Origin of the sequence: Corynebacterium sp. MSK044 (assembly GCF_030232825.1) — a bacterium.
Lineage (GTDB): Bacteria > Actinomycetota > Actinomycetes > Mycobacteriales > Mycobacteriaceae > Corynebacterium.
In genome coordinates this window covers 46,015-70,940 of the sequence record NZ_JASPJJ010000005.1, presented here as the reverse complement: position 1 = coordinate 70,940, position 24,926 = coordinate 46,015, and the positions used below count along the sequence as shown (strand labels likewise).

At 59.7% G+C, this 24,926-nt stretch carries 23 protein-coding genes; 11 read left to right on the top strand and 12 right to left on the bottom strand.

The genetic code is table 11. The annotated features are described in order from the left end of the window. The first annotated feature begins 3 nt into the window (after positions 1 to 3). A complete protein-coding gene (locus tag QP994_RS04745) occupies positions 4 to 1,149 on the top strand; it encodes a glycosyltransferase family 4 protein (protein ID WP_284865560.1) in 1,146 nt (381 codons plus the stop codon). On the opposite strand, the gene manA is transcribed toward QP994_RS04745, so the two are convergent. The 4 genes from manA to QP994_RS04725 form a co-directional block, all read right to left on the bottom strand. Further along, the gene (gene manA, locus QP994_RS04740) at positions 1,133 to 2,320 is read right to left on the bottom strand and encodes a mannose-6-phosphate isomerase, class I (RefSeq protein ID WP_284865559.1); all 1,188 of its coding nucleotides are present in this window, start codon (positions 2,318 to 2,320) and stop codon (positions 1,133 to 1,135) included. The two genes, QP994_RS04745 and manA, sit on opposite strands and share 17 nt — an antisense overlap. A gap of 117 nt (positions 2,321 to 2,437) precedes the next feature. Further along, the gene (locus QP994_RS04735; RefSeq protein ID WP_284865605.1) at positions 2,438 to 3,877 is read right to left on the bottom strand and encodes a glyceraldehyde-3-phosphate dehydrogenase; all 1,440 of its coding nucleotides are present in this window, start codon (positions 3,875 to 3,877) and stop codon (positions 2,438 to 2,440) included. A gap of 91 nt (positions 3,878 to 3,968) precedes the next feature. Further along, on the bottom strand, positions 3,969 to 4,970 hold the full coding sequence (locus QP994_RS04730; RefSeq protein WP_284865558.1) for a 3-hydroxyisobutyryl-CoA hydrolase: 1,002 nt from the start codon (positions 4,968 to 4,970) through the stop codon (positions 3,969 to 3,971). Between the two features lie 274 nt (positions 4,971 to 5,244). Continuing rightward, positions 5,245 to 5,907: a hypothetical protein gene (locus QP994_RS04725; protein ID WP_284865557.1), complete on the bottom strand. Its 663-nt coding sequence runs from the start codon at positions 5,905 to 5,907 to the stop codon at positions 5,245 to 5,247. Between the two features lie 233 nt (positions 5,908 to 6,140). Between QP994_RS04725 and QP994_RS04720 the strand changes: the two genes are divergently transcribed. Then, the gene (locus QP994_RS04720; protein WP_284865556.1) at positions 6,141 to 6,812 is read left to right on the top strand and encodes a biliverdin-producing heme oxygenase; all 672 of its coding nucleotides are present in this window, start codon (positions 6,141 to 6,143) and stop codon (positions 6,810 to 6,812) included. Positions 6,813 to 6,815: 3 nt separating this feature from the next. Here QP994_RS04720 and QP994_RS04715 read toward each other — a convergent pair whose 3' ends face one another. Then, the gene (locus QP994_RS04715) at positions 6,816 to 7,283 is read right to left on the bottom strand and encodes a hypothetical protein (protein WP_284865555.1); all 468 of its coding nucleotides are present in this window, start codon (positions 7,281 to 7,283) and stop codon (positions 6,816 to 6,818) included. A gap of 96 nt (positions 7,284 to 7,379) precedes the next feature. Between QP994_RS04715 and QP994_RS04710 the strand changes: the two genes are divergently transcribed. The 7 genes from QP994_RS04710 to QP994_RS04680 all read left to right on the top strand — a co-directional run bounded on the left by QP994_RS04710 (position 7,380) and on the right by QP994_RS04680 (position 14,405). Next, complete coding sequence (locus tag QP994_RS04710; RefSeq protein WP_284865554.1) at positions 7,380 to 9,389, top strand: HtaA domain-containing protein; 2,010 nt, start codon at positions 7,380 to 7,382, stop codon at positions 9,387 to 9,389. A gap of 78 nt (positions 9,390 to 9,467) precedes the next feature. Further along, entirely contained in the window at positions 9,468 to 10,505 is a 1,038-nt protein-coding gene (locus QP994_RS04705; RefSeq protein WP_284865604.1) for a heme/hemin ABC transporter substrate-binding protein, read from the top strand. Continuing rightward, entirely contained in the window at positions 10,505 to 11,554 is a 1,050-nt protein-coding gene (locus tag QP994_RS04700; RefSeq protein ID WP_284865553.1) for a FecCD family ABC transporter permease, read from the top strand. The genes QP994_RS04705 and QP994_RS04700 overlap by 1 nt, the downstream gene beginning before the upstream one ends. Continuing rightward, positions 11,551 to 12,351, top strand: coding sequence for a heme ABC transporter ATP-binding protein (locus tag QP994_RS04695; protein ID WP_284865552.1), 801 nt, complete (start codon positions 11,551 to 11,553; stop codon positions 12,349 to 12,351). Before QP994_RS04700 ends, QP994_RS04695 begins: the two co-directional genes overlap by 4 nt. Before the next feature lie 114 nt (positions 12,352 to 12,465). Continuing rightward, positions 12,466 to 13,443, top strand: a complete 978-nt coding sequence (locus QP994_RS04690) for an HtaA domain-containing protein (RefSeq protein ID WP_284865551.1) — start codon at positions 12,466 to 12,468, stop codon at positions 13,441 to 13,443. A 50-nt stretch (positions 13,444 to 13,493) separates the two neighbouring features. Then, positions 13,494 to 13,826, top strand: a complete 333-nt coding sequence (locus QP994_RS04685) for a hypothetical protein (protein WP_284865550.1) — start codon at positions 13,494 to 13,496, stop codon at positions 13,824 to 13,826. Between the two features lie 9 nt (positions 13,827 to 13,835). Beyond that, positions 13,836 to 14,405 (top strand): DNA-3-methyladenine glycosylase, encoded by a 570-nt coding sequence (locus QP994_RS04680; protein ID WP_284865549.1) that lies wholly within the window; start codon positions 13,836 to 13,838, stop codon positions 14,403 to 14,405. Here the strand turns inward: QP994_RS04680 and ppk2 are convergent. The 6 genes from ppk2 to QP994_RS04650 form a co-directional block, all read right to left on the bottom strand. Next, on the bottom strand, positions 14,402 to 15,253 hold the full coding sequence (gene ppk2, locus QP994_RS04675) for a polyphosphate kinase 2 (RefSeq protein WP_284865548.1): 852 nt from the start codon (positions 15,251 to 15,253) through the stop codon (positions 14,402 to 14,404). The two genes, QP994_RS04680 and ppk2, sit on opposite strands and share 4 nt — an antisense overlap. Before the next feature lie 45 nt (positions 15,254 to 15,298). Continuing rightward, complete coding sequence (locus QP994_RS04670; RefSeq protein WP_284865547.1) at positions 15,299 to 17,122, bottom strand: ABC-F family ATP-binding cassette domain-containing protein; 1,824 nt, start codon at positions 17,120 to 17,122, stop codon at positions 15,299 to 15,301. Between the two features lie 22 nt (positions 17,123 to 17,144). Beyond that, positions 17,145 to 18,077 (bottom strand): 4-(cytidine 5'-diphospho)-2-C-methyl-D-erythritol kinase, encoded by a 933-nt coding sequence (locus QP994_RS04665; protein ID WP_284865546.1) that lies wholly within the window; start codon positions 18,075 to 18,077, stop codon positions 17,145 to 17,147. Next, positions 18,074 to 18,934, bottom strand: a complete 861-nt coding sequence (gene rsmA / locus QP994_RS04660; protein ID WP_284865545.1) for a 16S rRNA (adenine(1518)-N(6)/adenine(1519)-N(6))-dimethyltransferase RsmA — start codon at positions 18,932 to 18,934, stop codon at positions 18,074 to 18,076. The genes QP994_RS04665 and rsmA overlap by 4 nt, the downstream gene beginning before the upstream one ends. A gap of 11 nt (positions 18,935 to 18,945) precedes the next feature. Further along, a complete protein-coding gene (locus QP994_RS04655) occupies positions 18,946 to 20,082 on the bottom strand; it encodes a resuscitation-promoting factor (RefSeq protein WP_284855349.1) in 1,137 nt (378 codons plus the stop codon). Between the two features lie 193 nt (positions 20,083 to 20,275). Beyond that, the gene (locus tag QP994_RS04650) at positions 20,276 to 21,112 is read right to left on the bottom strand and encodes a TatD family hydrolase (protein ID WP_284865544.1); all 837 of its coding nucleotides are present in this window, start codon (positions 21,110 to 21,112) and stop codon (positions 20,276 to 20,278) included. Positions 21,113 to 21,136: 24 nt separating this feature from the next. On the opposite strand from QP994_RS04650, the gene QP994_RS04645 reads away from it, so the two are divergent. Continuing rightward, positions 21,137 to 21,529 carry a DUF3806 domain-containing protein gene (locus QP994_RS04645; protein ID WP_284855347.1) on the top strand — a complete coding sequence of 131 codons (393 nt, stop codon included), beginning with the start codon at positions 21,137 to 21,139 and terminating at the stop codon, positions 21,527 to 21,529. Between the two features lie 133 nt (positions 21,530 to 21,662). Next, complete coding sequence (locus QP994_RS04640; RefSeq protein WP_284865543.1) at positions 21,663 to 23,102, top strand: HNH endonuclease signature motif containing protein; 1,440 nt, start codon at positions 21,663 to 21,665, stop codon at positions 23,100 to 23,102. On the opposite strand, the gene metG is transcribed toward QP994_RS04640, so the two are convergent. Next, a complete protein-coding gene (metG, locus tag QP994_RS04635; protein ID WP_284865542.1) occupies positions 23,096 to 24,925 on the bottom strand; it encodes a methionine--tRNA ligase in 1,830 nt (609 codons plus the stop codon). The genes QP994_RS04640 and metG overlap by 7 nt on opposite strands. Position 24,926 lies beyond the last annotated feature (1 nt).

Sequence of the window (24,926 nt, the reverse complement as noted above, 5' to 3'; positions counted from 1 at the left end):
ACCATGCGCATTGCCATCTTCACCGAGGTGTTCCTGCCCAAGGTTGACGGTGTGGTCACCCGCATCATTCGCACTGTTGATCAGCTGGCGGAACTCGGCCATGAGGTGCTCATCTTGGCCACCGGTGATACACCGGATACCTACGCCGGTTTCCGGGTCGTGCGTGCTCCGAGTATCTCCTTGCACAAGATTTACCCCGAAGTAAAGGTCGGTCTTCCCTCCTCGTCGGTGGCACGCGAGCTCGTTCATTTTCAGCCAGACATCGTGCACGCAGTCAACCCGGTTTTCTTCGCTGGCTATGGCGTACTCCTTGCCCGCCGCCACAAGATTCCGCTGCTCGCCTCCTTTCACACCGATGTGCCTGCGTACACGAAAGAGCTGGGTATCGGCTTCGCGGAGAAACCCGCCACTGCTCTTATCCGCGCCCTGCACAATCGCGCCCAGCTCAACCTGGTCACGTCCGGGCCGATGATGGACACAGCCACGGGTTACGGCCTGCGCAACCTAGCGTTGTGGCCCAAAGCAGTAGATACCGTGGGCTATCACCCGGAAAAGGCCAATCCCGCTATGCGTGCGAAGCTCACCGACGGGAATCCGGACGCACCGCTGCTCATCTACGTTGGTCGTGTGAGCGCGGAGAAAAACCTCGCGCTTCTCGCCGATGTCATGCCTCTTCTGCGCCAAAAAGTGCCCAGCGCGCGCTTGGCCATGGTGGGCGCTGGCCCGCAGCTTGAGCAGCTGAACCAGACCTTGGATCCCACCTACACCGTGTTCACTGGTTACATGTCGGGCGAGCCACTCGCCCAAGCTTTTGCCTCAGCGGACGTATTCGCGTTTCCCTCGCTCACGGAAACTCTCGGCCTCGTCGCTCTCGAAGCGTTCGCGTCCGGTGTCCCCGTCGTGGGCGCGCGTGCGGGCGGCATCCCCTTTGTCATCGACGATGGTGAGACAGGTTTCCTCGTGGACAAGGAGGCCGCACCAGCCCAGTGGGCCGAGGTTTTCGCGCAATTGCTTATCGACGCTCCCCGCCGCCACGCCATGCGCACCGCCGCCCGCGCGGAGGCACAACGTTGGTCCTGGCGCGCGGCGACGGAGACCCTCGTCGAGTACTACGAGGACTGTACTAACCGGTTTAACCGGGGCGAATAACAAAGAAGTCCACTACCCCATCCCAGGTAGCAGCCACTGCCCCATCATCAGCAGCAATGAATGCTGCCTCACCGGGCCCAAGCGCCACGGAACCATCCAGTTCCAACTGTCCCGCCACAACCAGGACAATCGCCGGACCGTCAGACAGCGTGGTTTCCCCCGCCTCCTGGCTGGTATATCGGCTTACCGCGAAGTCCTTCACCGGCACCGGATACTTGGTGCAGCGAACTGATCCCCGCACCGCTTCTTCTACGTGCGTGACAACATCCAAGGTGGGGTCCGCGATGGGCGAGAAGATGAGCACATCCATCAACTCATCCACATCAATGTGCTTGCTGGTCAACCCCCCGCGCAGCACATTGTCCGAGTTCGCCATGACCTCCACGCCAAAGCCCTCAAGATAGGCGTGCAAGTTACCGGCGGGCAGGAACACAGCCCCGCCCGGTTCCAACACAATGTGGTTGAGCAACAGTGCCGCCAGGACACCCACGTCGCCGGAGAATTCCTGCCCGATGAACACGATGTTCTCTGCCAGACGCGCCACATCCGGATCAGCATGACCTGCCGCCGCGATCTCTCCCGCACGAGCTATAACCGCATCCACCAGCGGTGTTGGGGTGTCCAGGTTCAGCCAGTGGCGCAGCAAGGCCTCCAAGGAGCCGTCGACAAGCACTCTTGCCACCTCATCGAGTTCTGGCATCTCAAACGCTTCGAGCAAACGCACCGTGTCCTCGATGGGGCGGAAACCCGCCATCGCACGGAACGGTGTGAGGGCAACGAGAATCTCTGGCTTGTGATTCTCGTCCTTGTAATTGCGGTGCGAGGCGTCACGAGGAATACCCGCCGCATCTTCTCGCGCAAAACCTTCCTTAGCCTGCGCAATGGAGGGGTGCGCCTGAATGGACAGCGGCTGCTTCGCAGCGAGTAATTTCACCAAAAACGGCAGGCGGCTATCCCAATCAGTGGCCGTCTTCTCCCCCAAAACCTGCACGGGATTCGCAGCGATAACTGCATCGAGCGGCCCTGCCGTCGTGCCGGAAGGCGCACTCGGGTGAGCACCGAACCACAGTTCTGCTTCCGGCTCATCACCCGGCTTGCGCCCTTGAAGCATGGCAATGCTACTTGTGTCACCCCACGCGTAATGTTGCAGGATTCCAGTGAGCTTAAGCATGGCCAAGAACGCTTTCTGTGTGGTTGGCTAGTCTTCCCGCAATCATAGCTAGCGCACACAAAAGCGGCGCGAACCTCGCTTGAGGCCGCGCCGCTTAACTGTGAAACTCGCTAGGTCCTAGCGAATCTCACCCGGTGCTTTACGCGTCGGCAGAATGCGCGGGCGAACCCCAGCGATCTCCTCGACGATGCGGATCACCTGGTTGGAGTAACCAAACTCGTTGTCGTACCAGACGTACAGCACGAGGTGGTTGCCGGTGGCAATGGTGGCAAGGCCATCAACAATGCCGGCGTGGGTGGTGCCCACGAAGTCGGTGGAAACGATGTCCGGGGAGTTGATGTAATCAATCTGCTGACGCAGGTTGGAGTCCGTGGACACGCGACGCAGGTAGTTATTCACCTCATCGCGGGTGACCTCACTCTCCAGGTCCAGGTTCAGCACAGCCATGGACACGTCCGGGGTAGGAACGCGGATGGCGTTACCGGTGAGCTTGCCCTCAAATTCCGGCAGAGCCTTGGACACTGCACTTGCAGCACCCGTCTCGGTGAGGACCATGTTCAGCGCAGCAGCGCGACCGCGACGGGCACCCTTGTGGAAGTTGTCGGCCAGGTTCTGGTCATTCGTGTAGGAGTGAACCGTTTCCACGTGACCGTGCTTCACACCCCAACGGTCACCGATAACCTTGAGCACCGGCGTAATCGCGTTGGTGGTGCAGGATGCTGCGGACAGCACGCGATCCTGATCCGAATCGTCGATCATGTCGTGGTTCACGCCGTAGACGATGTTCTTCACATCGCCCTTGCCCGGAGCGGTCAGCAGCGCACGGGACACACCCTTGGACTTCAGGTGCTGGGAGAGGCCCTCGCGGTCGCGCCAGCGGCCGGTGTTGTCCACCACGATTGCGTCATTGATGCCGTAGGCGGTGTAGTCAATCGTTGCCGGATCATCGGAGTAGATCATCTGGATCGGGGTGCCGTTAGCCCAGATGACCTCCTTCTCCTTGTCCACGGTGATGGTGCCGTTGAACGGGCCGTGCACGGAGTCACGGCGCAGCAGCGAAGCACGCTTCACTACGTCATCATCACCCTTCTTACGCACCACGACAGCACGCAGGCGCACGCCACCGTACTGGGCCTCGCGGGCAATGAGAATGCGGGCGAGCAGGCGACCGATGCGGCCGAAGCCGTATAGGACGACATCACGGGGCACACGGTGGCTGTCACCACCAATGACCTCAGCGAGCTCCTCCTCCAGGAAGGTGCGCAGTTCCACACCCTCGGTGCGACTGTAGTTCTTAGCCAGGCGACCCAGGTCAATGGAGGAGGTACCCAGGTTCATGGTGGTCAGCTCGCGCAAGATCGGCAGCGTTGCATCCAAGGGCAGCTCGCGCTCCACTACGCGACGTGCGTAGCGGTGAGCCTTGATGATCTCAATGTCAGTCATACCCACCAGCAGGCGACCGTAGATGGAGGTCACCGCATTGTTCTCGCGGTGAAGCTGGCTGATCAGCGGCAGCATCTCCTGAGCGAGGGTGAGTTTGTGGTTCCAGTCATCCATCGCGTTGGTCGGCGAGTTTGGGTTGATCGGGTTTTCAGCGTTCACAATTCAGTCCTTGTGCACTACTCGAAGGGTCTAATAACCAGCAGCTCTACTCTATCGCGTCGCGATATTTTTCGGGCTCAGGCTCCGGTTCAAAGGTCGCATCGTTGCTTTTATCCACCAAAACGGCACGAACGCCTTCCAAGAAATCATTCTCCCGGCGCAGAATCAGTCCCAGCTTGTCCTCATTCTCCAACGCAGTGGCCAGGTCACAGTGGGAGTTAGCCAGCATCAATTCCGCTGTGGCAACGAGGGCCGACGGTGACGCCTGGGCAATCAACGGTTCGACGACCTCAGCCAGTCGCCCATCAAGGCGTTCCTTGATCTCGGGCCATGGGTGGGTAAAGACATCGTCGATAAGCACGTACAGCTCTTCGAGCTCCTCGTACTCCTTCAGATCCGGCTTCACCGCAACCTCGTCGAGCACCCCCACGCCCTCATTAATAATTCGCTCCGCAAGACCATCAAGCGATTCCACGAGGTGCGTAGCCAGGCCCGTGGCCGCCATTTCATGCGCGTTGAGCCGGTACCCCGTCAACGCGAGGAACATACCCAGACCTAGCGTTGGGTGGCCAGGAAGGTTCTGCAACCTCCAGCTCATGCCCACATCCGTGAAGTAACCGATATTCATCTCCGGCATCGACGCAAACGCATCCGGCGTAACCACCAAGTGGCTACCGTGCGCGGACAAGCCCAGGCCACCGCCCATCACTACACCTGAGATGAGCGAGACAAACGGCTTGGGGTACTCCGCGATCATCAGATTCATCTCATACTCGCGGCGGAAGAACTCATCGATTTCCTCGTGCCGTCCAGCGATGATCGCCTCACGCGCGTATCGCACATCCCCGCCCGCGCAGAAATGCTTGCCCGAGGAGACGACGAGTACCCGCTCGATCGCATCATCATCCCGCCACGCTTTCAGCGCATCAATGATCGGATACAACATGTCAGGATTGAGTGAGTTCAGCGCCTTCGGCCGATCAAGCGTGATCACGCCGGTAGACTGCGCCACGTCAATCCGCACTGGTGGATTCAAAGTTTCTGCCATGAAACCAGTGTTCCACAGTTCACGGGAAGCCCGCGCAAAATTCGCACATTGCTTATCGACGGTCCATAGCCCCATAAAGGGGTAAGATCGATCCTTCTCCTACCTAAACCCGCAGGCAAAAGAACTTACTAAAAAGAGATGGAACTTCGCGAGGGCCTCTGACTATTCTGTTATCCAGAGGCGCCGCCCTCGCCAGATCTTTCTGGGGACAACGGTCGCCTAGAGCCCGTCGAGCTGCTGGCCGGCGGGCTCAGTTACGCTTGCCCCATTCTCTTCAATCCAACGTGTTCACGATCGAGATCTCTCCGAGGAACTGCTCAAAGTAATAGCTCGTTTTATCCTTATGCGTCTTTGAACGTCGGAATGCCATCGCAGAAAGATCGGGCAGCCAAAGCAGATACTCATCCTTTGGTGATACCAAAAGCAATCGAGTGTGACGGCTCAAACGTTTTTCAGCGCGAAGACTTTTAACCACGCGCCTATCCGCATCATTCTGGGCGTTGGTTTGACGCTTTTCTATAACGATCAGTCGCAGTCCCGGACAGTGACGCTGCACAACTATCAGCAGTTCCCTTAGACACTCTTCACGCGCCGAGCTAACTAGCTCGTTTGCGTCCCCCTGCTTAGGCAAGTTTTTCTTGTACGCAAAAACGTGGCAACCTCGCACGCGTCGGCAGTACTCAAGCAACTCTTCGGCCTTCGCATGCCCTTCATCGGTTTGAAGCGCCTCCGTAGTGTGCCAATAAGCCTGTCCGACAATTTCGAGCAATTCTCTTCGCGTCTCTTCAAGGTAAAATTCCTGAACTAGCACTCCACAGACCACGTAGAAAGAGTGATCAAGCTTTTCCTCGGGCCTATTAAATGTCTCATCCACGTAGAGCACAAAATGCTCGCCACTGAGATTCTTATAAGCGCTGTCGAGAACGATCTTGTCCACTGAAGTCCTTAGTTTTGGCAATTCTGTCTGCAGTGTTTGCGTCAGCCTAGCGAGCACGTACGACACGCGCCTCTGTGCAATCCAAAAGATCCTTTCCCAATTAGGTCATACTAACGTTTGCTAATTCCCCCCACGTTCCTCGGACAACGCTCTCGCCCTTGCTTCTTAGGCAAGCCTTACTGTAGCAAGGTTAGGGAAACCTTAGTCCACGAAACGGGAGGATAACCCCCACCATGACCACCGCTACCGCCGAGGCAACCTCGATCTCCACCCTCCTGCGCGAAGGCACCGCTGCCGCCCACACGGAAGCTGAGAACACCTCGTTCATGGCGAACCTCACCCGCGGCGAACTCGCCCGCGAAGATGCAGTGAACCTCACCGCGCAGTACTACTTCATCTACACCGCGCTCGAGGACCTCGCACGCCACGGCCGCGCGACCAACACCACTGTTGCCACCATCGCCGATGCCCGCCTGGACCGCCTCCCCTCCCTCGAGGCCGACCTCGCCGCCATGATCGGCCCGAACTGGCGGAAAGAGATCACTGCCCTGCCGTCAACCGCCCACTATGTCGCGGAGCTGGAGGCCATCTCCCCCGACGATGCCCCGGCCATCATCGCCCACCACTACGTCCGCTACTTGGGCGACATCGCCGGCGGCCAGGTGATCGCCCGTCTGCTCGAAGGCCACTACGGCCTCGCCCCCGAGGAGCTCACGTTCTATGACTTCTCCACGATCGGCAAAATCCCCCCGTTCCGCAAGAACTACAAAGACGCACTCGATGCGCTGCCTTTCAGCGACACCGAGCGCGCCTCCTTGCTCGCTCACGCACAAAACGCCTTCCGCCTGAACAGTGCTGTGTTCGCCGACCTAGCAAACATCAGCCCCGTCCTGCAGGGATGTTAAGTTCTACTTATCTACAAACAGGAGCGCGACAAACATAATCACCGCGCTCAGAACCGCCGCAATCACGCCGCCAGTCATGGCGTAATCACCAGGGAACAGGAAGAGAACCGCGCCGGCGACAGCCAGAACCAACGCCCATGCCACGCCGAGGGCGATGCCAGCTGAACCACGGCCGGAATCTTCCGCCCATTCATATTCTGGGTGCTTATTCCGCTCCGCCTGGCGTGCGCGGCGATCAGGCATGTAGGACATCGCCACAATAGTAAGCAACAAGCCAAGCGCCCCCACGATTGCGACCACCATGTTGCCTGCGGCACCACCGAAAGCAAGAATAGCGGTCGCCAGCACAATGGCGCCCCGTTCCCAGGCTTCGAACTTCAGGCGCCGATTCGGATCTTTCACCGGATCAATAACCTGAGGAGAAGAAATACGGTGCATGGTTTGGGTGTCGTCACTGTGCAGGGAGTTCATAATCAACCTTTCGTTTGATCTTTTTAAAAATTCAAGTTAGCCTACCCTCTAAACCCAGGCAACTATCCAGGTATTTTCCACACCCTAAGGACGCTCATGTTCAGGAATAAGCTGGCCGCAGTCACCGCAGCGGCTTCCATCGCCACACTCGGTGCTGGCGCCCCTATGATTGCGATGTCGCCATTGGCTTTCGCTCAGACTCCAGATGTCATGCAGCCTTTTGCCAACTCGGCTTCCCACCGCGCTGTGGTCGATGGCGAAATGGACTGGGCCATTAGGGAATCCTTCCGCGATTACATCCAAGGCAAAATTGCCAAAGGCAATATCACTTTCAATGGCCAGCCGTTCAATAGCAGCGAGCCATTCAAATTCAACGCCAAGAAGTCGAGCATGAGCTCAGCCACCGACGGTCTCATCTCCTTCGATGGTGAGGTCCACTTCTACGGCCACGGCGGCATCCTGGACCTGAAGCTTTCTAACTTCCGCCTGCTCATCAAGGGCACCCAGGCCCAAATCATCGTTGATGGTGAAGGCCCCAAATTCGTGGACACCACCACCAAGGGCCCGCACACCGTTTGGAAGGACACCCCTCTCGCCAACATTGAGCTGAGCAACACACTCGACTTCACGGCGAGCACGGTGCGCATCTCTGGACCAACCTCCTTGGGTTCTAACGCGAAGACCCTCGACATGTTCGGCGGCTTCTACGAGGCAAATGAGGAGATGGCTCCCGTCGACATCGTTTTGAAGGTTGACGACGAAGCAGGTGCAGCACCAGAACTCGGCCTCGATATCGAAGGCTGGGACGGCTCCGGTTCGGGCTCTACCGGAAGCGCACCCAAGAAGGGGACGCCCGCTGCACTGATCGGCGACATCAACTCAACGCTCTCTGAGCTCAACAAACTGATGACCACCACCGATTCTTTGTTGAACAACGCGGACAAGTTGTTTAACCGCAAGCCCTCCGTAGCTGTCAGCACTGGTACTCCCGGAACGTCGGCACCATCAAACAACAATGCTGGTAATAACGCTGGCGCCAACACTGGCAACAACAATGCCGGCGGTGGCGCGGGGGCAGGCACGGGCGGGCTGCCACGGAGCAATAACTCCGGCCCAGTTGGCGGTACTGCTGTCTCCCCCGCCGCTCGATCCAACGAGGGTGCCGCGAATGCCCAGGCATCTGGCGGATCCGGCTCCGGTGAGGTGTGTGCGGATGATGGCGCACGCGGTGTGCAGCAAGCAAGTGCTGCATGGGGTGTCCGTCAGTCCTTCCGTAACTACATCAAGGGCTCCATCGCTAAGGGCGGCTGGGAGTTGAGTGGTGTCACTGATGCCAACAACGCATTCCAGTGGACCGGTACGTCTGGTGCCGTCAACGTGAACAATAAGTCCGGCTCCATTCTGTTCCCAGGCGCGATTCGTTTCACAGGCCACAATGGAATTCTGGACACCCGCTTCTCCAACATGGAGATCCAGTTCTCTGGCAATTCTGGCCAGCTGGTCCTCAACTCCAAGTCCAATGATGTCGACGGCAATCCCCATGATTTCGGCCGTGTGACCATTGCAGACTTGAACTTCACTCAGCTCGACATCAGTGAGGGCTCCATCCAGGGCCAGGCCACCACCTCCCTGACTGGAGCCGGTGCTGAAGCATTTGGCCAGTTCTACGAGGCTGGAACCGCACTGGACCCCATCTCCTTTACTGCTCAGCTTGGCGGTGCACCGAACTGTGTCGACGGCCAGGGTGCAGCCAACTCCGGCGCAAGTACCGGTCAGGGCGGCAGCGCAAGCCAGGCGGCCGCGCTGCGTTCCTCGGGCGGCGGCACCAGCTCCGCAACCGGCACGGCTTCTGGTAGTGGCAAGTCCGGTGGCACCAGCGCATCCGGTTCAGGAGCATCGGCTAGCGGCGTCTCTGTTTTTGACGAAAAGGATGGCGTGGACAGTGAATCGAAGTCTAAGAGCCTCGGGGAAAACCAGTTCCAGATCAAGTCTGCTGGTGAAGACGCAGTGACTTGGGACGACAGTTCGGTTGCACAGATCCTTGTTATCCTTGCTTCCTTTGTTACTTCTGGCGGCGTGCTCACCCGCTTTGTTCTGAAGAACTAGTAGCTTCGTTCCCAGAAGTTGACCTATATAACCACGTTGGAAAGATCGACCGTGAAGAAAACACTCATCGGCCTCGTTATGGCTGCGTCCCTCGCTTTCGTATCCGGATGCTCGTCTTGGGATAACCCAACTTCGTCCCAGACGCAGAAGCTGGCGGATTCTCTCAGTGCCACGCAAGATCCACACCAGATGCAGGGTGTCTCTCGCGTTGACACTCTGAGCGAGGTCGAGCCCGTCATCTCCGATCCGAAGCCAGCACTGCCGGTGGAGCTGACGGATGCTGATGGCTACGAGGTATCCGTCGAAGATACTTCCCGCATCTTGGCACTGGATCTGTACGGCACGTACACGAAGATCCTGCGTGGTTTGGGCATGACCGAGAACATCGTTGGGCGAACGGTCTCCTCGACCGAGAAATCGCTCGAGCACCTCCCCACGGTGACTGAGGGTGGCCACACGCTCAACGCTGAGGCAATCCTGAACCTCAAGCCCTCCCTGGTGATCGTGGACCACTCCGTGGGACCTGAAGAGGCCATTGATCAGATTCGCAATGCGGGCGTCACCGTTGTTGTGATGAAGCCAGACCGCAAGCTGGATTCGATCGGCGACGATATTCGCCACCTTTCCTCGGTGGTTGGCCTTCCGAATGCCGGTGAAGAACTGGCTGAGCGCACCGAGAAGGAGCTCGAGGAAGCACTCGCCGCCATCAAGAACGTTATTCCGGATACTCCGCTGCGCATGTCCTTCCTGTACGCACGAGGTACCGGTGGCATTTTCCACCTGATCGGTAACGGCGACCACACCCAGGATCTCATCGAAGCTCTGGGTGGCGTGGATGTGAACTCTGAAAACGGCATCGGCAGCCCTGTCCCAGCCAGTCCTGAAGCATTGGCTGAGGTGAACCCTGAGCTGTTCATCATGATGACAGGCGGGCTTGAGTCCACAGGCAACATCGAAGGCCTGCTTCAGCGCCCTGGTGTGGCTCAAACTGATGCTGGCCAGAACCGTCGCGTCCTTGTTCTGCCTGATGGTGATTCGCTCGCCTACGGGCCGCAGACTCCTGAGATGCTGCTGCGCGCCGCGCACGCACTCTACGGTGGGTCCGACGAGAACTAATGACAAAGCCGACTCAACTAGCCGCTTTCCAAAAGCGGCGTACACGACGCATTGTTCTGTTCTGCGTCATGGCCGTACTTCTCACGGCCACCTGTATTTACTCCATCACGGTTGGCCAGTACGAGCTTGATCTGGGCGAGCTGTGGCCCATTCTCACAGCCGGCCCCATGGCCGCGACGGATCTTGATTCATCAGTCATCTGGCAGATTCGCCTGCCCCGCCTTGTGCTCGGCCTCTTCGTAGGCGCTGCGCTCGGATTGGGTGGCGCGCTGATGCAAGCGGTGTTTTCTAACCCTCTTGCGGAGCCGTCCATCATCGGTGTCACCAGTGGTGCTGGCGTCGGTGCGGCCTTTGCCATCGTCTTTGGCGCAGGGATTCTCGGCTCCTGGTCTGTGCCCGCAAGCGCATTCATCGCCGGCGTTCTCACCACGCTGCTCGTGTACCAGCTTTCCCGTACATCTGGGAAAGTTCAGGTGCTAAACCTTGTTTTGGTGGGTATCGCCGCGAATGCCATCGCCGGCGCCGCCATCTCTATGCTTGTTTTCCTCGCGCCTACCACGGCGCGTGAACAGATTATCTTCTGGCAGATGGGCACCCTCGCCGGTGCGAACTGGGAACACACCGGCATCGTGGCAATCATCGTGACAGCCACCACCGCATTCGCCATGTTCTTGGGCAAGAAGCTCGATCTTCTCGCACTGGGCGAAACAGCCGCCTCGCACGTCGGCTTGAACGTCCAGCGCGTGCGCATCGTCGCGATTGCCTTATCGACGTTGCTTACAGCCGCCGCCGTCTCCTTCGCCGGCATCATTACCTTCGTCGGTTTGGTGATTCCTCACATCGTGCGCACGGTGGCAGGGCCTTCTAACCGCATCCTCCTCCCCGCCTCGGCCATCGGTGGCGCACTGCTAATCGGCTCATCGGATATTCTTGCGCGCGCACTCATTCCGTTCGCGGATCTGCCCATCGGTATTTTCACCGCCCTCATTGGCGGGCCAACGTTCTTCTTCCTGCTGCGGCAGATGATTCGGAAGCGTAGGACACTATGACGGTTGAAGCTCACGGCATCACGGTTATCAAGAATGGCAACCGCATCCTCGAAGATGTGTCGTTCACTGCCCCAGCCGGGAAAGTGACAGCACTCATCGGACCGAACGGTGCTGGTAAATCCACGTTGCTCGCCGCTGTCTCCGGCGATGACAAGCCTCACAGCGGATCTGTCAGCCTGAGTGGAGTCAACGCATTCGACGCCTCCTCCCTTGAGCTGGCACAGACGCGCTCTGTCATGCTGCAAGACATCTCAGTCGCCTTTTCCTTCCTCGTCCGCGATGTTGTGGAAATGGGACGCACCCCGTGGAGCAAGGTCAGCGAGCCGGACCACGATGAGGCAATTATCGACGCCGCCCTTGAGGCCGCCGGCGTCACCCACCTGCAGGACCGTGACGTGACCACCCTTTCCGGTGGTGAGCGTGCCCGCGTCGCACTCGCCCGCATTCTTGCGCAGCAGACCCCTATCGTGTTCCTCGACGAGCCCACCGCCGCCATGGACATCCGCTTCCAGGAACGCACCATGGGCACGGTGCGCCGCCTCGCGGAAGCTGGCCGCACTGTCATCGTGGTTCTTCACAACCTTCAAGCCGCAGCGACGTACTGCGACAACGTCGTGTGCCTAAGCCGCGGAAAAGTCGAGGCCACAGGAACCGTCAACGAGGTCTACACCGACGAAGTCCTCTCCCGTGTCTACGAGTGGCCCATCCATGTTGAAAAGACCCCCACCGGGCTTTTCGTCCATCCCGAACCCGAAGAATGGGACGGGGGCTCACTCCTCTTCACCCCCTCAACCTAAAGATTGTCATCCTAAGGTTGTATTTAGGATTAGCTCAGCCTAAACTCTGAGGCGTCATTGTTGGCACTTTCCGAAAGGATGCTTATGCGTCTCGCTACTACTACCCTCACCGCAGTGGCAACTGCCACCGCGCTCGCAGCTACTTCCACGCTCTCCCCGGTCGCAACGGCCGAAGAGGCTTCACCAGTCCCGGCGGTTGAATCCGGATACGTCACTTGGTCGATCAAGGATTCATTCCTGAAGTATGTTCAGGGCCCGATCGCCAAAGGCAGTGTTACCGCCTCTGACGGCTTGGAAACAGTTAAAAACGGCAGCGGCAAGATCACTGACTTCAAGTTCCCGGTTGACGCCGAGAAGACTTCCATCAACGCCGATGGTGTGGGCACCATCGACCTCGACGGCGCTATTCACTTCCTTGGCCACAAGGGCTACGGCAACAAAGACGCTTATGGCCTCGATGTGACGCTGTCGGACTTCAAGGTCAAGCTGACGGAGAAGGAGGCGGTCATCACCGTCGACTACCTCAGCAAGGGCTGGAATCCCGGTGAAAACAAGCCTTACGAGGACCGGAAGGGCGACGATGTTGAGTTCGTCAAGCTGCCACTCACCGCACCGATCAAACCTGCTGAGAACCAAACTGTCACTTCCAAGTCAGAAAACGGAAGTCTCACAAGTGTCGGTTCCCATGCACTGATGGATTTCTGGGACGAAGGCCAGGAAATGGCCCCGGCATCGTTCGATGTCAAGTTTGGTAAGCCAGTTAAGCCTGAGGACCCGAAGGATCCGGAGCAGCCGGGCACCCCTGAGGACCCGAAGGATCCGGAGCAGCCGGGCACCCCTGAGGACCCGAAGGATCCGGAGCAGCCGGGCACCCCGGAGGACCCGAAGGAGCCAGAGCAGCCGGGCACCCCGGAGGACCCGAAGGAGCCAGAGCAGCCGGGTAACCCGGACACACCGAAAGACCCTAAGGACCCGAAGGACCCTGCCGGCAGCAGCCTGAGCACCGGCGGCATCATCGGCATCATCATTGCCCTGCTGGCACTGATCGGCGGTGGCGCGTTCTTCGCCCAGCAGGCTGGTTTCCTGAAGTAATTCCCACCCGCTACCCCACCTTGGCCGAACGTTCAATAGGATAGAGCGCTATGAAGAAGCACCGTCACCTGTTTTCCACCACTGCTGTCGCAGCAGCCACCGCCGTGGCCTTGGCAACGGGCACAGTTTCAGCCCCAGCTGCTACCGCGGAGACGCAGTCTTCGACTGACAACGCTGGTGGCGCGGAGAAGAGCAGCAGCGAGGACCTCAAGTCGATCGACTTTTCTTCGACTGGTGATGGGTCCCCGATGCAGAAGGCAACGCACGGCCTCACTCTCATCCTCGCCATTGGTGGTGTGGGCATGGTGCTCGTCGCACTGTTCAAGGGTCTCGGGGACATCTTGGCGCCGCACATGCCCAAGGTCCAGCTGCCGGCGCGTTAATCACACCTGATGGTGGACTTCTCCGCGCCAGCAAACATCGTCGCCCCACAGCTGCTCGGCTGCTATGTCACCCACCGTGGCGTGACTATTCGGCTGACGGAAGTGGAAGCGTACCTGGGTACGGAGGATCCGGCAGCACACACATATAACGGTAAAACCGCCCGTAACGCGGCCATGTTTGGTCCGCCCGGGCGGTTTTACGTTTATCTGTCCTACGGCATCCACCTCAACGGCAATATCGTGTGCGCGCCCGAAGGAACCGGCCACGGCTGCCTCATGCGCGGCGGCGAGGTGGTGGAGGGCGTGGAGCTTGCCAGGGAACGTCGACAAGCGAAAAACCGCAAGCCAATTATCGACGAAAACTTGGCGCGCGGCCCCGGCAACTTAGGGCGCGCGCTGGGGCTTGATCTTGCGGACAACGGCACGGAAGTGCAGCTGACCATGCGCGAAGAAGAGCCCGAATGGGTGGCGGGGCCGCGCATCGGGATCAGCAAGAACATGGACGCGCCGTACCGTTTCTGGATCCCGGGCAACAAGACCGTCAGCACACCGCGCGGCTACCCGAAGAAGCAGGCTTAAGCGTCCTTCTTCTTTTTCTTCCCGCGCTCCAGCTTGGCCGCAACATCCGGCACGTAGTGGAACTCATCGCGCGGCGGGCGCTCATAATCCACTGAGGTTGGGCGCTCCGGGATCTCCGGCAGATCCGGTTCAAGATGCTCGTACGGGATGGTGGACAGCAGGTGCGAGATCACGTTGATGCGTGAACGCTTCTTGTCCTCCGACTCGACCGTGTACCACGGCGCGGCCGGGATATCCGTGTGGATGAACATCTCATCCTTCGCACGGGAGTAGTCCTCCCACTTCGTGATGGACTCCAGATCCATCGGCGAGAGCTTCCACTGGCGCAGCGGATCATTGTGGCGGGACTTGAAGCGGGCGTACTGCTCCTCATCAGAAACGGAGAACCAGTACTTGCGCAGAAGGATGCCATCTTCCACCAGCAGGCGCTCAAAGATCGGCGCCTGGTGCAGGAACCGGCGGTACTCCTGCGAAGTGCAGAAGCCCATCACGCGCTCAACACCAGCGCGGTTGTACCAGGAGCGGTCAAAGATGACGATCTCACCGGCAGCCGGCAACTTCTCAATGTAGCGCTGGAAATACCACTGGGTCTGCTCACGCTCAGTCGGCTTCGGCAGAGCCTCAATACGGCACACGCGCGGGTTGAGATACTGCGTGATGCGCTTGATCGCGGAGCCTTTACCCGCAGCATCGCGCCCCTCCATCACAACGACGATGCGAGCACCAGTGGCCACGACCCACTGCTGCATCTTCACCAACTCAGCCTGGAGGCGGAGCAGCTCCTTTTCGTAGGCTTTCTTGGATAGCTTCGGGGGCTTGCTTGCGGTCTCAGGCTTGTTGGAAGTCATATCTCTAACGGTAGTCGCCTTACTCCGAAGCGCCGTCACAGGCCCTTAAGCTTCCAGCTGCTCTCCCAACTCAAGCCACTCAATCTCAAGTTCCTCGCGTTGCTCACGCAGCTGCGACAGCTCCCCTGACTTCACTCCGATCGCCTCAAAATCAGGTTCAGTCTCCCCCGACATCGCAGTAATCTCCGCTTCCAATGCCTCCGCCTGCGCGTCCAGCTTTTCAATCTTGCGCTCCAGCGCGCTCATCTTCTTTGACACCTCGCGCCATTGCTGCGGGCTCAAGGCCTTCTCGCTTCTCGACGCTTGCCCCTTCTTCCCATCCTTCTTCCCATCTGCCGCCCCCAGATCCAGCACACCGGACTGCGCCCCCATCCCCTCACGGCGCTGCAAGTACTGTTCGATGCCGCCGGGCAGGTTGGTCAGTTTTCCGTCTCCGAACAGCGCATAGGTGACGTCGGCAATACGCTCGATCAAGTACCGGTCGTGGGAAATGACCACGAGTGTTCCCGGCCAGCTATCCAGCAGGTCTTCGAGTTCCTGGAGGGTGTCGATGTCGAGGTCGTTCGTCGGCTCGTCGAGAAGCAGCACATTCGGCTCACTCATGAGCACGCGCGTGAGCTGGAGGCGACGGCGCTCGCCACCTGACAGATCCCCCACTGGCGTGCGCTGGCGCTTCGGACTGAAGCCGAGGCGTTCCGCCAGCTGGGAGGCGGACAACTCCTTCTTTCCCATCGTGATGTAGGTGGCCACATCCTCCACCGCATCGATGACGCGACGCGTGGGATCCAGGTCATCCAGCTCTTGACGCAACCACCCAATCTTGGTGGTCAATCCCTGAATCCGCTTACCGGCCGCCAACGGATAATCACCTGCCAGCGTGCGCAGCAACGTCGTCTTGCCGGAGCCATTCACCCCGACCAAACCGATGCGCTCGCCCGGTGCCAAACGCCACGTCAGATGATCCACCAGTGTGCGCTCATCTGGGGCATCAATCCGCGCATCCTCCAGCTCAATGACCACGCGGCCTTGGCGCTGTTTGGAAAACGCCATGAGTTCCACCGAGTCGCGCGGCGCCGGTACATCAGCAATCAGAGCCTCTGCCGCCTCGATGCGATACCGCGGCTTTGACGTCCGTGCCGGCGCACCGCGACGCAGCCACGCCAGCTCTTTGCGCGCCAAGTTCTGCCGACGCTGCTCAATCGCATCCGCTTGACGGGCACGTTCCGCGCGGGCAAACGTCCAGTCGTTGTAGCCGCCCTCGTACACATCCACCTTGCCGTCGTGGACCTCCCACGTCAGTGTGGCCACGGTGTCCAGGAACCAGCGGTCGTGTGTGACCACGACGAGCGCAATCTTGCGCTTCATCAAATGGTCCGCCAACCACTGCACGCCTTCCACGTCAAGGTGGTTCGTGGGCTCATCCAGCACGATCAGATCCAAGTCCCGCACGAGTGCGGCAGCCAAATTCACCCGACGGCGCTCCCCACCAGAGAGCTGCCCCACCGGAGTCTCCAACCCCAGCTCAGCCACACCCGTACCCGCGAGTACTTCACGGACCTTCGCATTGGACGCCCACTCGTAAACCTCCAAGCCGAGCGGTTCCACCACGGCCTGACCCACCGTCATATCCTCCGGCAGATCAAAGCGTTGCGTCACCACCGCCATACGCAAATCATTGGCGTGGGACACTCGCCCCTCATCCGGGGGTTCAATGCCAGTGAGCACTTCCAGCAGCGTTGTCTTTCCGCCACCATTGAGTCCCACGACGCCAATACGGTCGCCGGTTTGGACACCGAGGGATACTTTGTCCAGCAGGGTCTTCAGCCCCCAAGTCTTGGACACATTTTCCAGGTTGATCAGGTTCGCCATGATGCAACCAGTCTAGGCAACGCTACAACAGCGTGGCCCCGCTGGCCGACCCATGTGCAACAAAACCTTCCACGTCACCGCTACGCGTGAGTTCATCCACAACTATGTGCGCTGCCTCGCGGTCAGGGCATAGTGCCGCCACCGTCGGGCCAGAGCCTGAGACCATCGCGCGAATCGCTCCGGCCATTTCGGCATTGCGGATGAGCGCACTCAAACGTGGCTGCAGATCCAGAGCCGCTACTTCCAGGTCATTGTGCATAACAGCACCTACTTGGACAGGGTCACCGGATAGCAGCGCCCGGGACAGCAAGGTGGTGTCCATCTTGGGCACGAGGGAAGCATTGTTAAAGCGCATGTCATCTAAGTGTTCAAAAACCTGGCCGGTGGACAAACCCACTTTGGGGTTCAAGAAGGCAAACCAGTACTCACCGCGCCCCATCATGGGCACCAATGCGTCACCCCGATCCGTGCCCAAAGCGATCCCGCCCATGAGGGCAAACGGCACGTCCGCGCCGAGTTCCGCAGCGATGTCCTGCACCTGTTCGGCTACCACCTCGATGCCATTCTGCGCCAGGTAGCCCATTGCGGCCTTGATCGCTGCCGCGGCATCGGCTGAACCACCGGCCATACCGCCAGCAACGGGGATGGTTTTATCCACCTCAATCCGGACTGACGGCACATCGGCTCCCTCACAGATTGCGTTCACTGCGCGCCAAGCCAGGTTCTTTGGTGTATCCAGATCCTCATCCGGCACCGACACGTGGCAGGTGGTGCGCATACTCGTCACCACACCGGAGGCAACCTTCGCACCCGGCTCCGGAATCAACGTCACTGTTTCCGGGCGATCAACGGCCATGAATACCGTGGAGAGCTCGTGGTACCCATCCGCACGTGCCTCCCCCACCCCGAGATGCAGGTTGACCTTGCCATGCGCCCGCGCAGTAACAGGTCTCACGGCGCACTCACCTCAGCCAGGCGAACAAAATCCTCTACCGCCAGCTTCTCCCCACGCAACTGCGGATCAATACCTGCTGCACGCAGTGCATCCTCAGCGGCAGCAGCCGAACCGTACACACCGGCGAGGCAGGCGCGGAGGGTTTTGCGGCGTTGTGCAAAGGCTGCGTCGATAAGCGGGAAAACCTTTTCACGCGCCGAGCGGGACCATCCCTTGTCTTTCACATCAATGTGCACGAGCCCTGATTCGATGTTCGGCGCTGGCCAGAACACATTTTTGCCGATCGTTCCCGCGGTGCGCACATCCCCATAAAAAGAAGTCTTCACGCTGGGTACGCCATAAATCTTCGATCCAGGATCAGCCGCGAGCCTTTGTGCAACTTCCAGCTGAACCATCACGAGCACCGTGCGGATCGAGGGGAACTCCGCCAACAAATGCAGCAGCACGGGCACCGCAACGTTGTACGGCAGGTTAGCCACCAAAGCAGTGGGTTCACGGCTGAGGTCCGCCGCCGTGATCTTCATGGCATCTGCGCCGACGACTTCAAGTTTGTGGGCGTGGGACGGGGCATGCTCGCCCACCGTCACCGCCAGGCGATCAGCCAAGCGCGGATCAATTTCCACCGCGATGACATGCTCTGCGACGTCCAGTAGCCCCAGAGTCAGGGAGCCCAGACCCGGCCCCACCTCAAGGACAGTCTCTGCATCCCCCAATTCCGCCGCGGCGACAATACGCCGCACGGTGTTGGGGTCATGAACAAAGTTTTGCCCCAATTTTTTGGTTGGAGCAACGCCCAGTTCCTCCGCCAGCGCACGAATGTCTGGCGGGTTCAGCAGGTGAGAGTCCTCGACGGTCATACCCTCGGAGACTAGCGGAGACCCAGGCGCGCCGTGCAGGCGGGCCATGCACCCCAGCCCTGGGCGGCCTGAACCTTTTGGGCAATAGCGATCTGCTGTTCACGGGTAGCCAAGTTCGCCGTCGGGGCGTACTGGCCACCGCCGTAAGCAGACCAGGTGGATGCCGCGAACTGGAGGCCACCGTAGTAACCGTTGCCAGTGTTGATAGCCCAGTTGCCGCCAGATTCACACTGCGCGATGGAATCCCATACGGAGCCACCGGCCACGGCCGGGGCTGCTGCACCGGTGTTGCCTGGGATTGCGCCGCGTGCGATCACTGCCTGGCGTGCTGGACGGGTTTCTATCTGCCCAACTTCCTCATCCGACTCCACAGCGCCGTTCACGGTGACCACGCGACGGGTGACCTTGCGCTCACCCTTCTCGCCTTCTTCGCGGACCTGCTCCTCACCCGGCGCGAGGGACTCATCATCCACGTACTTCGGCTCAGCGTCGAACTCCTCGGTAGCGGTGCGCTCCGTGACATCAACGCGGTCAATCTCCACCGTCATGTTTTCCGTCACCGGAGCGTCCAGTGCGGGGCTCACGCGGTCGTTCGAGTCCACGAGGACACCGCGCGCTGCCAGCAGATCCCCCACGGTCTTGGCGGCAGCAGAGGTGTACGTGACGTTCTCACCATCGCGGATGGCCACGATCTTCGGGGAAGTCACCTCAATTGTCATGTTGTCCGTGACGGCCTGGCCATCACCGAAGCTGTGGCTGGAACCGCCGACGATGCCCGGCAACTCACCGAGGAGATCATCCACGGTGGCAGCAGTAGTGGTGAACTCCTGCGCTTCACCGCCATCGATGGACACTGCGACTGGCTTGGCAGTGCGCACGGTCACGGTGTCACCACTCACGAGCGACTCAGACAGTGCCGGGTACACCAGATCCTTGTCGCCCACCTCAACATCGGCGGCCTTGAGAGCGCCGTCAACCTTCCCGGCGAAGGTGCTCACTTCCACGGCTTCACCGTTGACATCCACGGTGACATTTTTCTGGGCTGCTACAGCAGTAGCAGTACCACCGAAAGCAAGAGCGCCAAGAGCAGAGGAAGTGATCACAGCGCGAGTGGTTGAAGTCTTATTGATGCGACGATGACGCGACATAAAAAGAACAGTCCTTAAGGGGGTCAGGGGAAGATTTGGGTTTAGCTTGGGGAAGCAACCTAATGTAACAATACGATAAAGGTACGCCGAAGACCAGCACATTTTCAAACCGCGGAAGCGTGTCTCAAACAATTAAGGCTCCTCTCAGCCACAGGAATCACTCCCGTTACCAGCCCCCACAGGCGTACCTATTTCACACGCCAAAAATGTGATTGAAGGTCTCCCCCACCTCCGCAGCAAGGTCCTCCACGGCCATCCCGCGTACCTCCGCCACGACGTGTGCGGTGTGCCCAATCAATGCCGGCTCATTGCGCGCACCACGGAATGGCTCTGGGGTCATGTACGGCGCATCCGTTTCAATAAGTAGCTGCCCCGCAGGAGCCAACGCCGCCGCTTCACGCAGTTCATCATTCCGCTTGAAGGTCACATTCCCAGCAAAGGACAGGACGTAGCCGCGGTCGATCGCCTCACGCGCGACGCGGATAGGCGAAGAAAAACAGTGCAGCATAACGTGCCTTGGCTGCGGCGCATCCGCGAGAATCCGCATGATCTCCGCGTCGCCCTCGCGGTTGTGAATCATGAGGGCCTTGCCGGAATCAACAGCCAGCTGAATATGCCAGCGAAACGCCTCTTCCTGCACGTCAAGTGGCGCGGTCCGGTCCGGATCATGCTTAATCCAGTACGTATCAATGCCGGTCTCGCCGATAGCCACGCAGCGCTCATCAGCTGCCATCTGTGTCAACCGCTCGCGCGCAGCGTCGCCCAGCTCACCGGCACGAGTTGGGTGGATCGCGCATGCCGCAAAGACGCGGTCATTGAAGTGCGCAGCCTGCAGTGCCAATTCCGCCTCGTCGAGCCCGTCACCAACAGTGCAGATGCGCTCAACTCCAGCGTCCACAGCGCGCGCGACGATCGCATCCACTTCGTCCTTCGTTCGGGCGCGGGCGGAGGCGAGGTGCGTGTGCGCGTCGATAAGCCCAGCAATTCGCTGGGCTGGGACGGGGACGGGGCGCGGTTTCTTCTTCGACATGAATTCCAGCCTATCCTCGGGCGCATGACATTCCATGACATCGATGCCGCAACCCGCACCCAAATCGATCGCGACCTCGCTGAAGCCGCCGTCGCCGGAATCAACGGATCCATCAATGACATCGTCGCTTCCTTCGAAGAGACTTTGAGCGACTACCTCTCCCTCGACCCCGATCTACGCCGCAGCTATTCTCGCGGCGACGTTGCACGCATGTACGGCACTGCGCTCGGCGACGCATTCATTCGCGAGCACGGTTTCGAGTGGCAATTGCTTATCGACGCCTACGGCACCGACCTCGTTGTCACCTCCCCCGACCGGGAGATGTACACCGCACCCCTCGTTGTTGTGGACACCCGCTTTGAGGATGAGGAGACCGGGAAGCTGACTACGTTTATTGAGCAGTTTTTGGGTGAATAGCTTTTAGCACGATACTAGATTCGAACATCTTTTCGAGTTTGTTCGAGTAGTCCCGGTGGCGTGTCGCAGTGATGTGAAACTATGTTCGTACGAACTTAAAACACATTCACACAACACATCCACCGGGGGAACCATGACCCAACTAACTGACCGCCCACCAGAACCGCCACCACCTTCGCCAGGGCCAGCAGCGTTCTTTGCCACAGAGAACACCGACAACCTCGATGCCGTTGCCGGGATGGGCATGCGCGCAGCAATCCATGCGGTGTTCCACCACTACGCCACCACCGATGAGTTTGAAGGCTCCAAAGACCACGACACCGAACTCGCCCGCATGTGTTCCGCCACGGGCCTGTCCCTCACTGAGGTCCGCAATGCCGTCTACGCCTACCGCAGCCTCAAAGATCTCCCTATGTTGCGCGCCCTCCAAGAGGCCACACACCGCCTTGACCTCCGCCGTTTGAGGGCCATCGATCGTGCCATCAGTGTGCTCGGCGATACCCCTGACCCCGAAGTTTTCGCGGTACTGGACGCCCTCCTAGTCACGCTTTTCACCCCAACGAAGCCGAACCAGGCACTACCCGGCGCGAACACCATTACCACCCGCCTGAACAAGGCCATCGGTGACATGGATTCCTCCGTCGCCTTCGACCAAAAGAAGCGTGAGAAACGCGAACAAGGGCGCACCCTGTCGCCGGGTGGATGCGAAGTCACCTTCCACGATGGCTACTACCACGGCTGCTCGGGCATGACCATGATCGCGGATCATGCCACGGCGGCCTCCGTCAAGGCTTTCATAGGTGCGACCGCCAAAGAACTTGGCATCACTGACGATGAGGCCACGTTGCTCCTCCTCACCGGCAAGATATCCCCTGCCCCGACTGCCCGTGTCTACGGCTACGCTCCCAAGAACGCGGACGGCACCATCGATGAATCTGCCTCAGTGTTCATCCCCGGCCACGGTTTCACCACAGCCACCGGAACCGAGATGTTTCATTCTTTTGGGCCAAAACTTGTGGACATGGATGCCGCCGCCACACGTAGCGTCGCCGGCTACGTCCCACCCGCTGACATCGCAGCCTTCGTCCGCGGCCGTGACGGCACCTGCATCTACCCTGGCTGCGAACGCACTGCTTGGGAATGCCAGCTCGACCACCGCATCGCCTACGGCCTCGGCGGCACAACGACGGCGAGCAACCTGTACTGCCTGTGCCAGAAACACCACAACGTCAAAACCGATCGCAGGGCCTTCTACCTGGTAGACCCCACAACCGGCGACGTGGTGTGGCTCTTCTCCGACGGCACCTACGCGCTAGAAAACCCCACCGGCTTCATCAACAGTCAAGTCACCGAAACCACACCGCGCTGGAAACACACCATCGACGATGTGGAACGCCTCAAGCGCACCCGCTCCCGGTTCTTTGCCAAGTGCCACCGCGTGCTCGATGTTTTTGAGGAAAACTTTGACTACGAAGAATGCCTCAAATCACTATCGGCCCTTGAACGCGAATACGGGATGGAATTCCCTTTCCATCCCGTACCGTTCCCGGAAGAACCGGAGGCTGATTACTGAACTGGTGCCCACTCCGGACCAGTCTCGCCCAGTTCTGGGTCGAGCTTGGCGATGAGCGGCTGCGGCTTCTCGAGCTTGGTGCCCGGCGCCACATCGACACGGCCCCAGGTTGCCTGCTGGGTGGTGTAATCACCGGTGATCACTGGGTAGCTCTGCCCCTTCTCCGGAAGGTCCACACCGACGAGGTCCAGATCCTCATCGTCCGTGACCTCTTCCACGCGTGGGGTGGCGGCCCAGATACCGTCACGACCCAGAGTCTCATGGACCTTCTGCGCGGTGTGCGGGAGGAACGGGGTGAGCATGGCGTTGCAGTCCGAGACCACCTGCAGTGCAGTCCACAGCACGGTGGCAAGACGCTCGCGCTGGCTGTCATCCTTAGCCAGCTTCCACGGCTCCTGGTCAGCGATGTAGGCATTCGCCTCGCCGACGACGTGCATGATCTTGGTGATGGCAGCCTTGAAGTGGGCAAGTTCGAGATCCTTGCCCGCCTCAGCGAAGGTGCGCTCCGCCAAATCAAGAATGGCGCGATCAGCATCAGTGAGTGGGCCCGGAACGGGGACCTCACCGAAGTTCTTGTGCGCCATGGACACGGTGCGGTTGACCAGGTTGCCCCAGCCGTTCGCCAGCTCGTTGTTGATACGGCGGACGAACTCATCCCACGTGAAGTCCGTGTCGTTGTTCTCCGGGCCTGCGACCGCGATGAAGTAGCGCAGTGGATCTGGGCCGAACTCGGCCAGGAAATCCTTGACGTAAATGACAACGCCCTTGGAGGAGGAGAACTTCGATCCGGACATGGTGAGGAACTCGGAGGAAACAACCTCCGTGGGCAAGTTCAGGCGACCGTACTTGTGCTCTTCCCCGCCCTTGGAACCCAGTCCGGCGTAGCCCAGCAGCTCACCCGGCCAGATCTGGGAGTGGAAGGTGATGTTGTCCTTACCCATGAAGTAGAAGCCCGGGGTCTCCGGATCCTGCCAGAAGTCCTTCCACGCATCCGGGTTGCCGCTGCGTGCTGCCCATTCGATGGAGGCAGACAGGTAGCCGATGACGGCGTCGAACCAGACGTAGAGTTTCTTGCCGGGGTCATTCTCCCAGCCCTCAACTGGGACGGGAATGCCCCAGTCAATATCGCGGGTCATGGAACGCGGGCGCATGTCCTCCAACAGATTGAGGGAGAACTTGAGTACGTTCGGGCGCCAGTCTTCGCGGGCTTCGAGCCAGGTCTTCAACGCGTCGTGAAGCGCAGGAAGGTCGAGCATGAAGTGCTCGGTCTCCACAAACTCGGGGGTTTCGCCGTTGATCTTGGACACCGGGTTGATCAGGTCCACTGGGTCAAGCTGGTTACCGCAGTTATCGCACTGGTCGCCGCGGGCGTCGGTGGCACCACACAGCGGACAGGTGCCCTCGATGTAGCGATCCGGCAAGGTGCGGCCGGTGGACGGGGAGATTGCACCCTTGGTGGTCTCCTTGATCATGTAGCCGTTGGCGTACAGGCCCTTGAACAGCTCCTGCACCACCGCGTAGTGGTTACGAGTAGTGGTGCGGGTGAATAGGTCGTAGGACAGGCCCAAGCCAGCGAGGTCCTCGACGATCTGGCGGTTATAACGATCCGCCAGCTCCTTGACGGTCACGCCCTCCTTGTCCGCCTGGACGAGCAGCGGGGTGCCGTGCTCGTCGGTGCCGGAGACCATGAGCACGTTGTTGCCCACCATGCGCTGGTAGCGGGCGAAGACGTCGGATGGGACACCGAAACCGGCCACGTGACCGATGTGGCGTGGGCCGTTAGCGTACGGCCATGCCACGCAGACGAGAACGTTTTTTTGCATG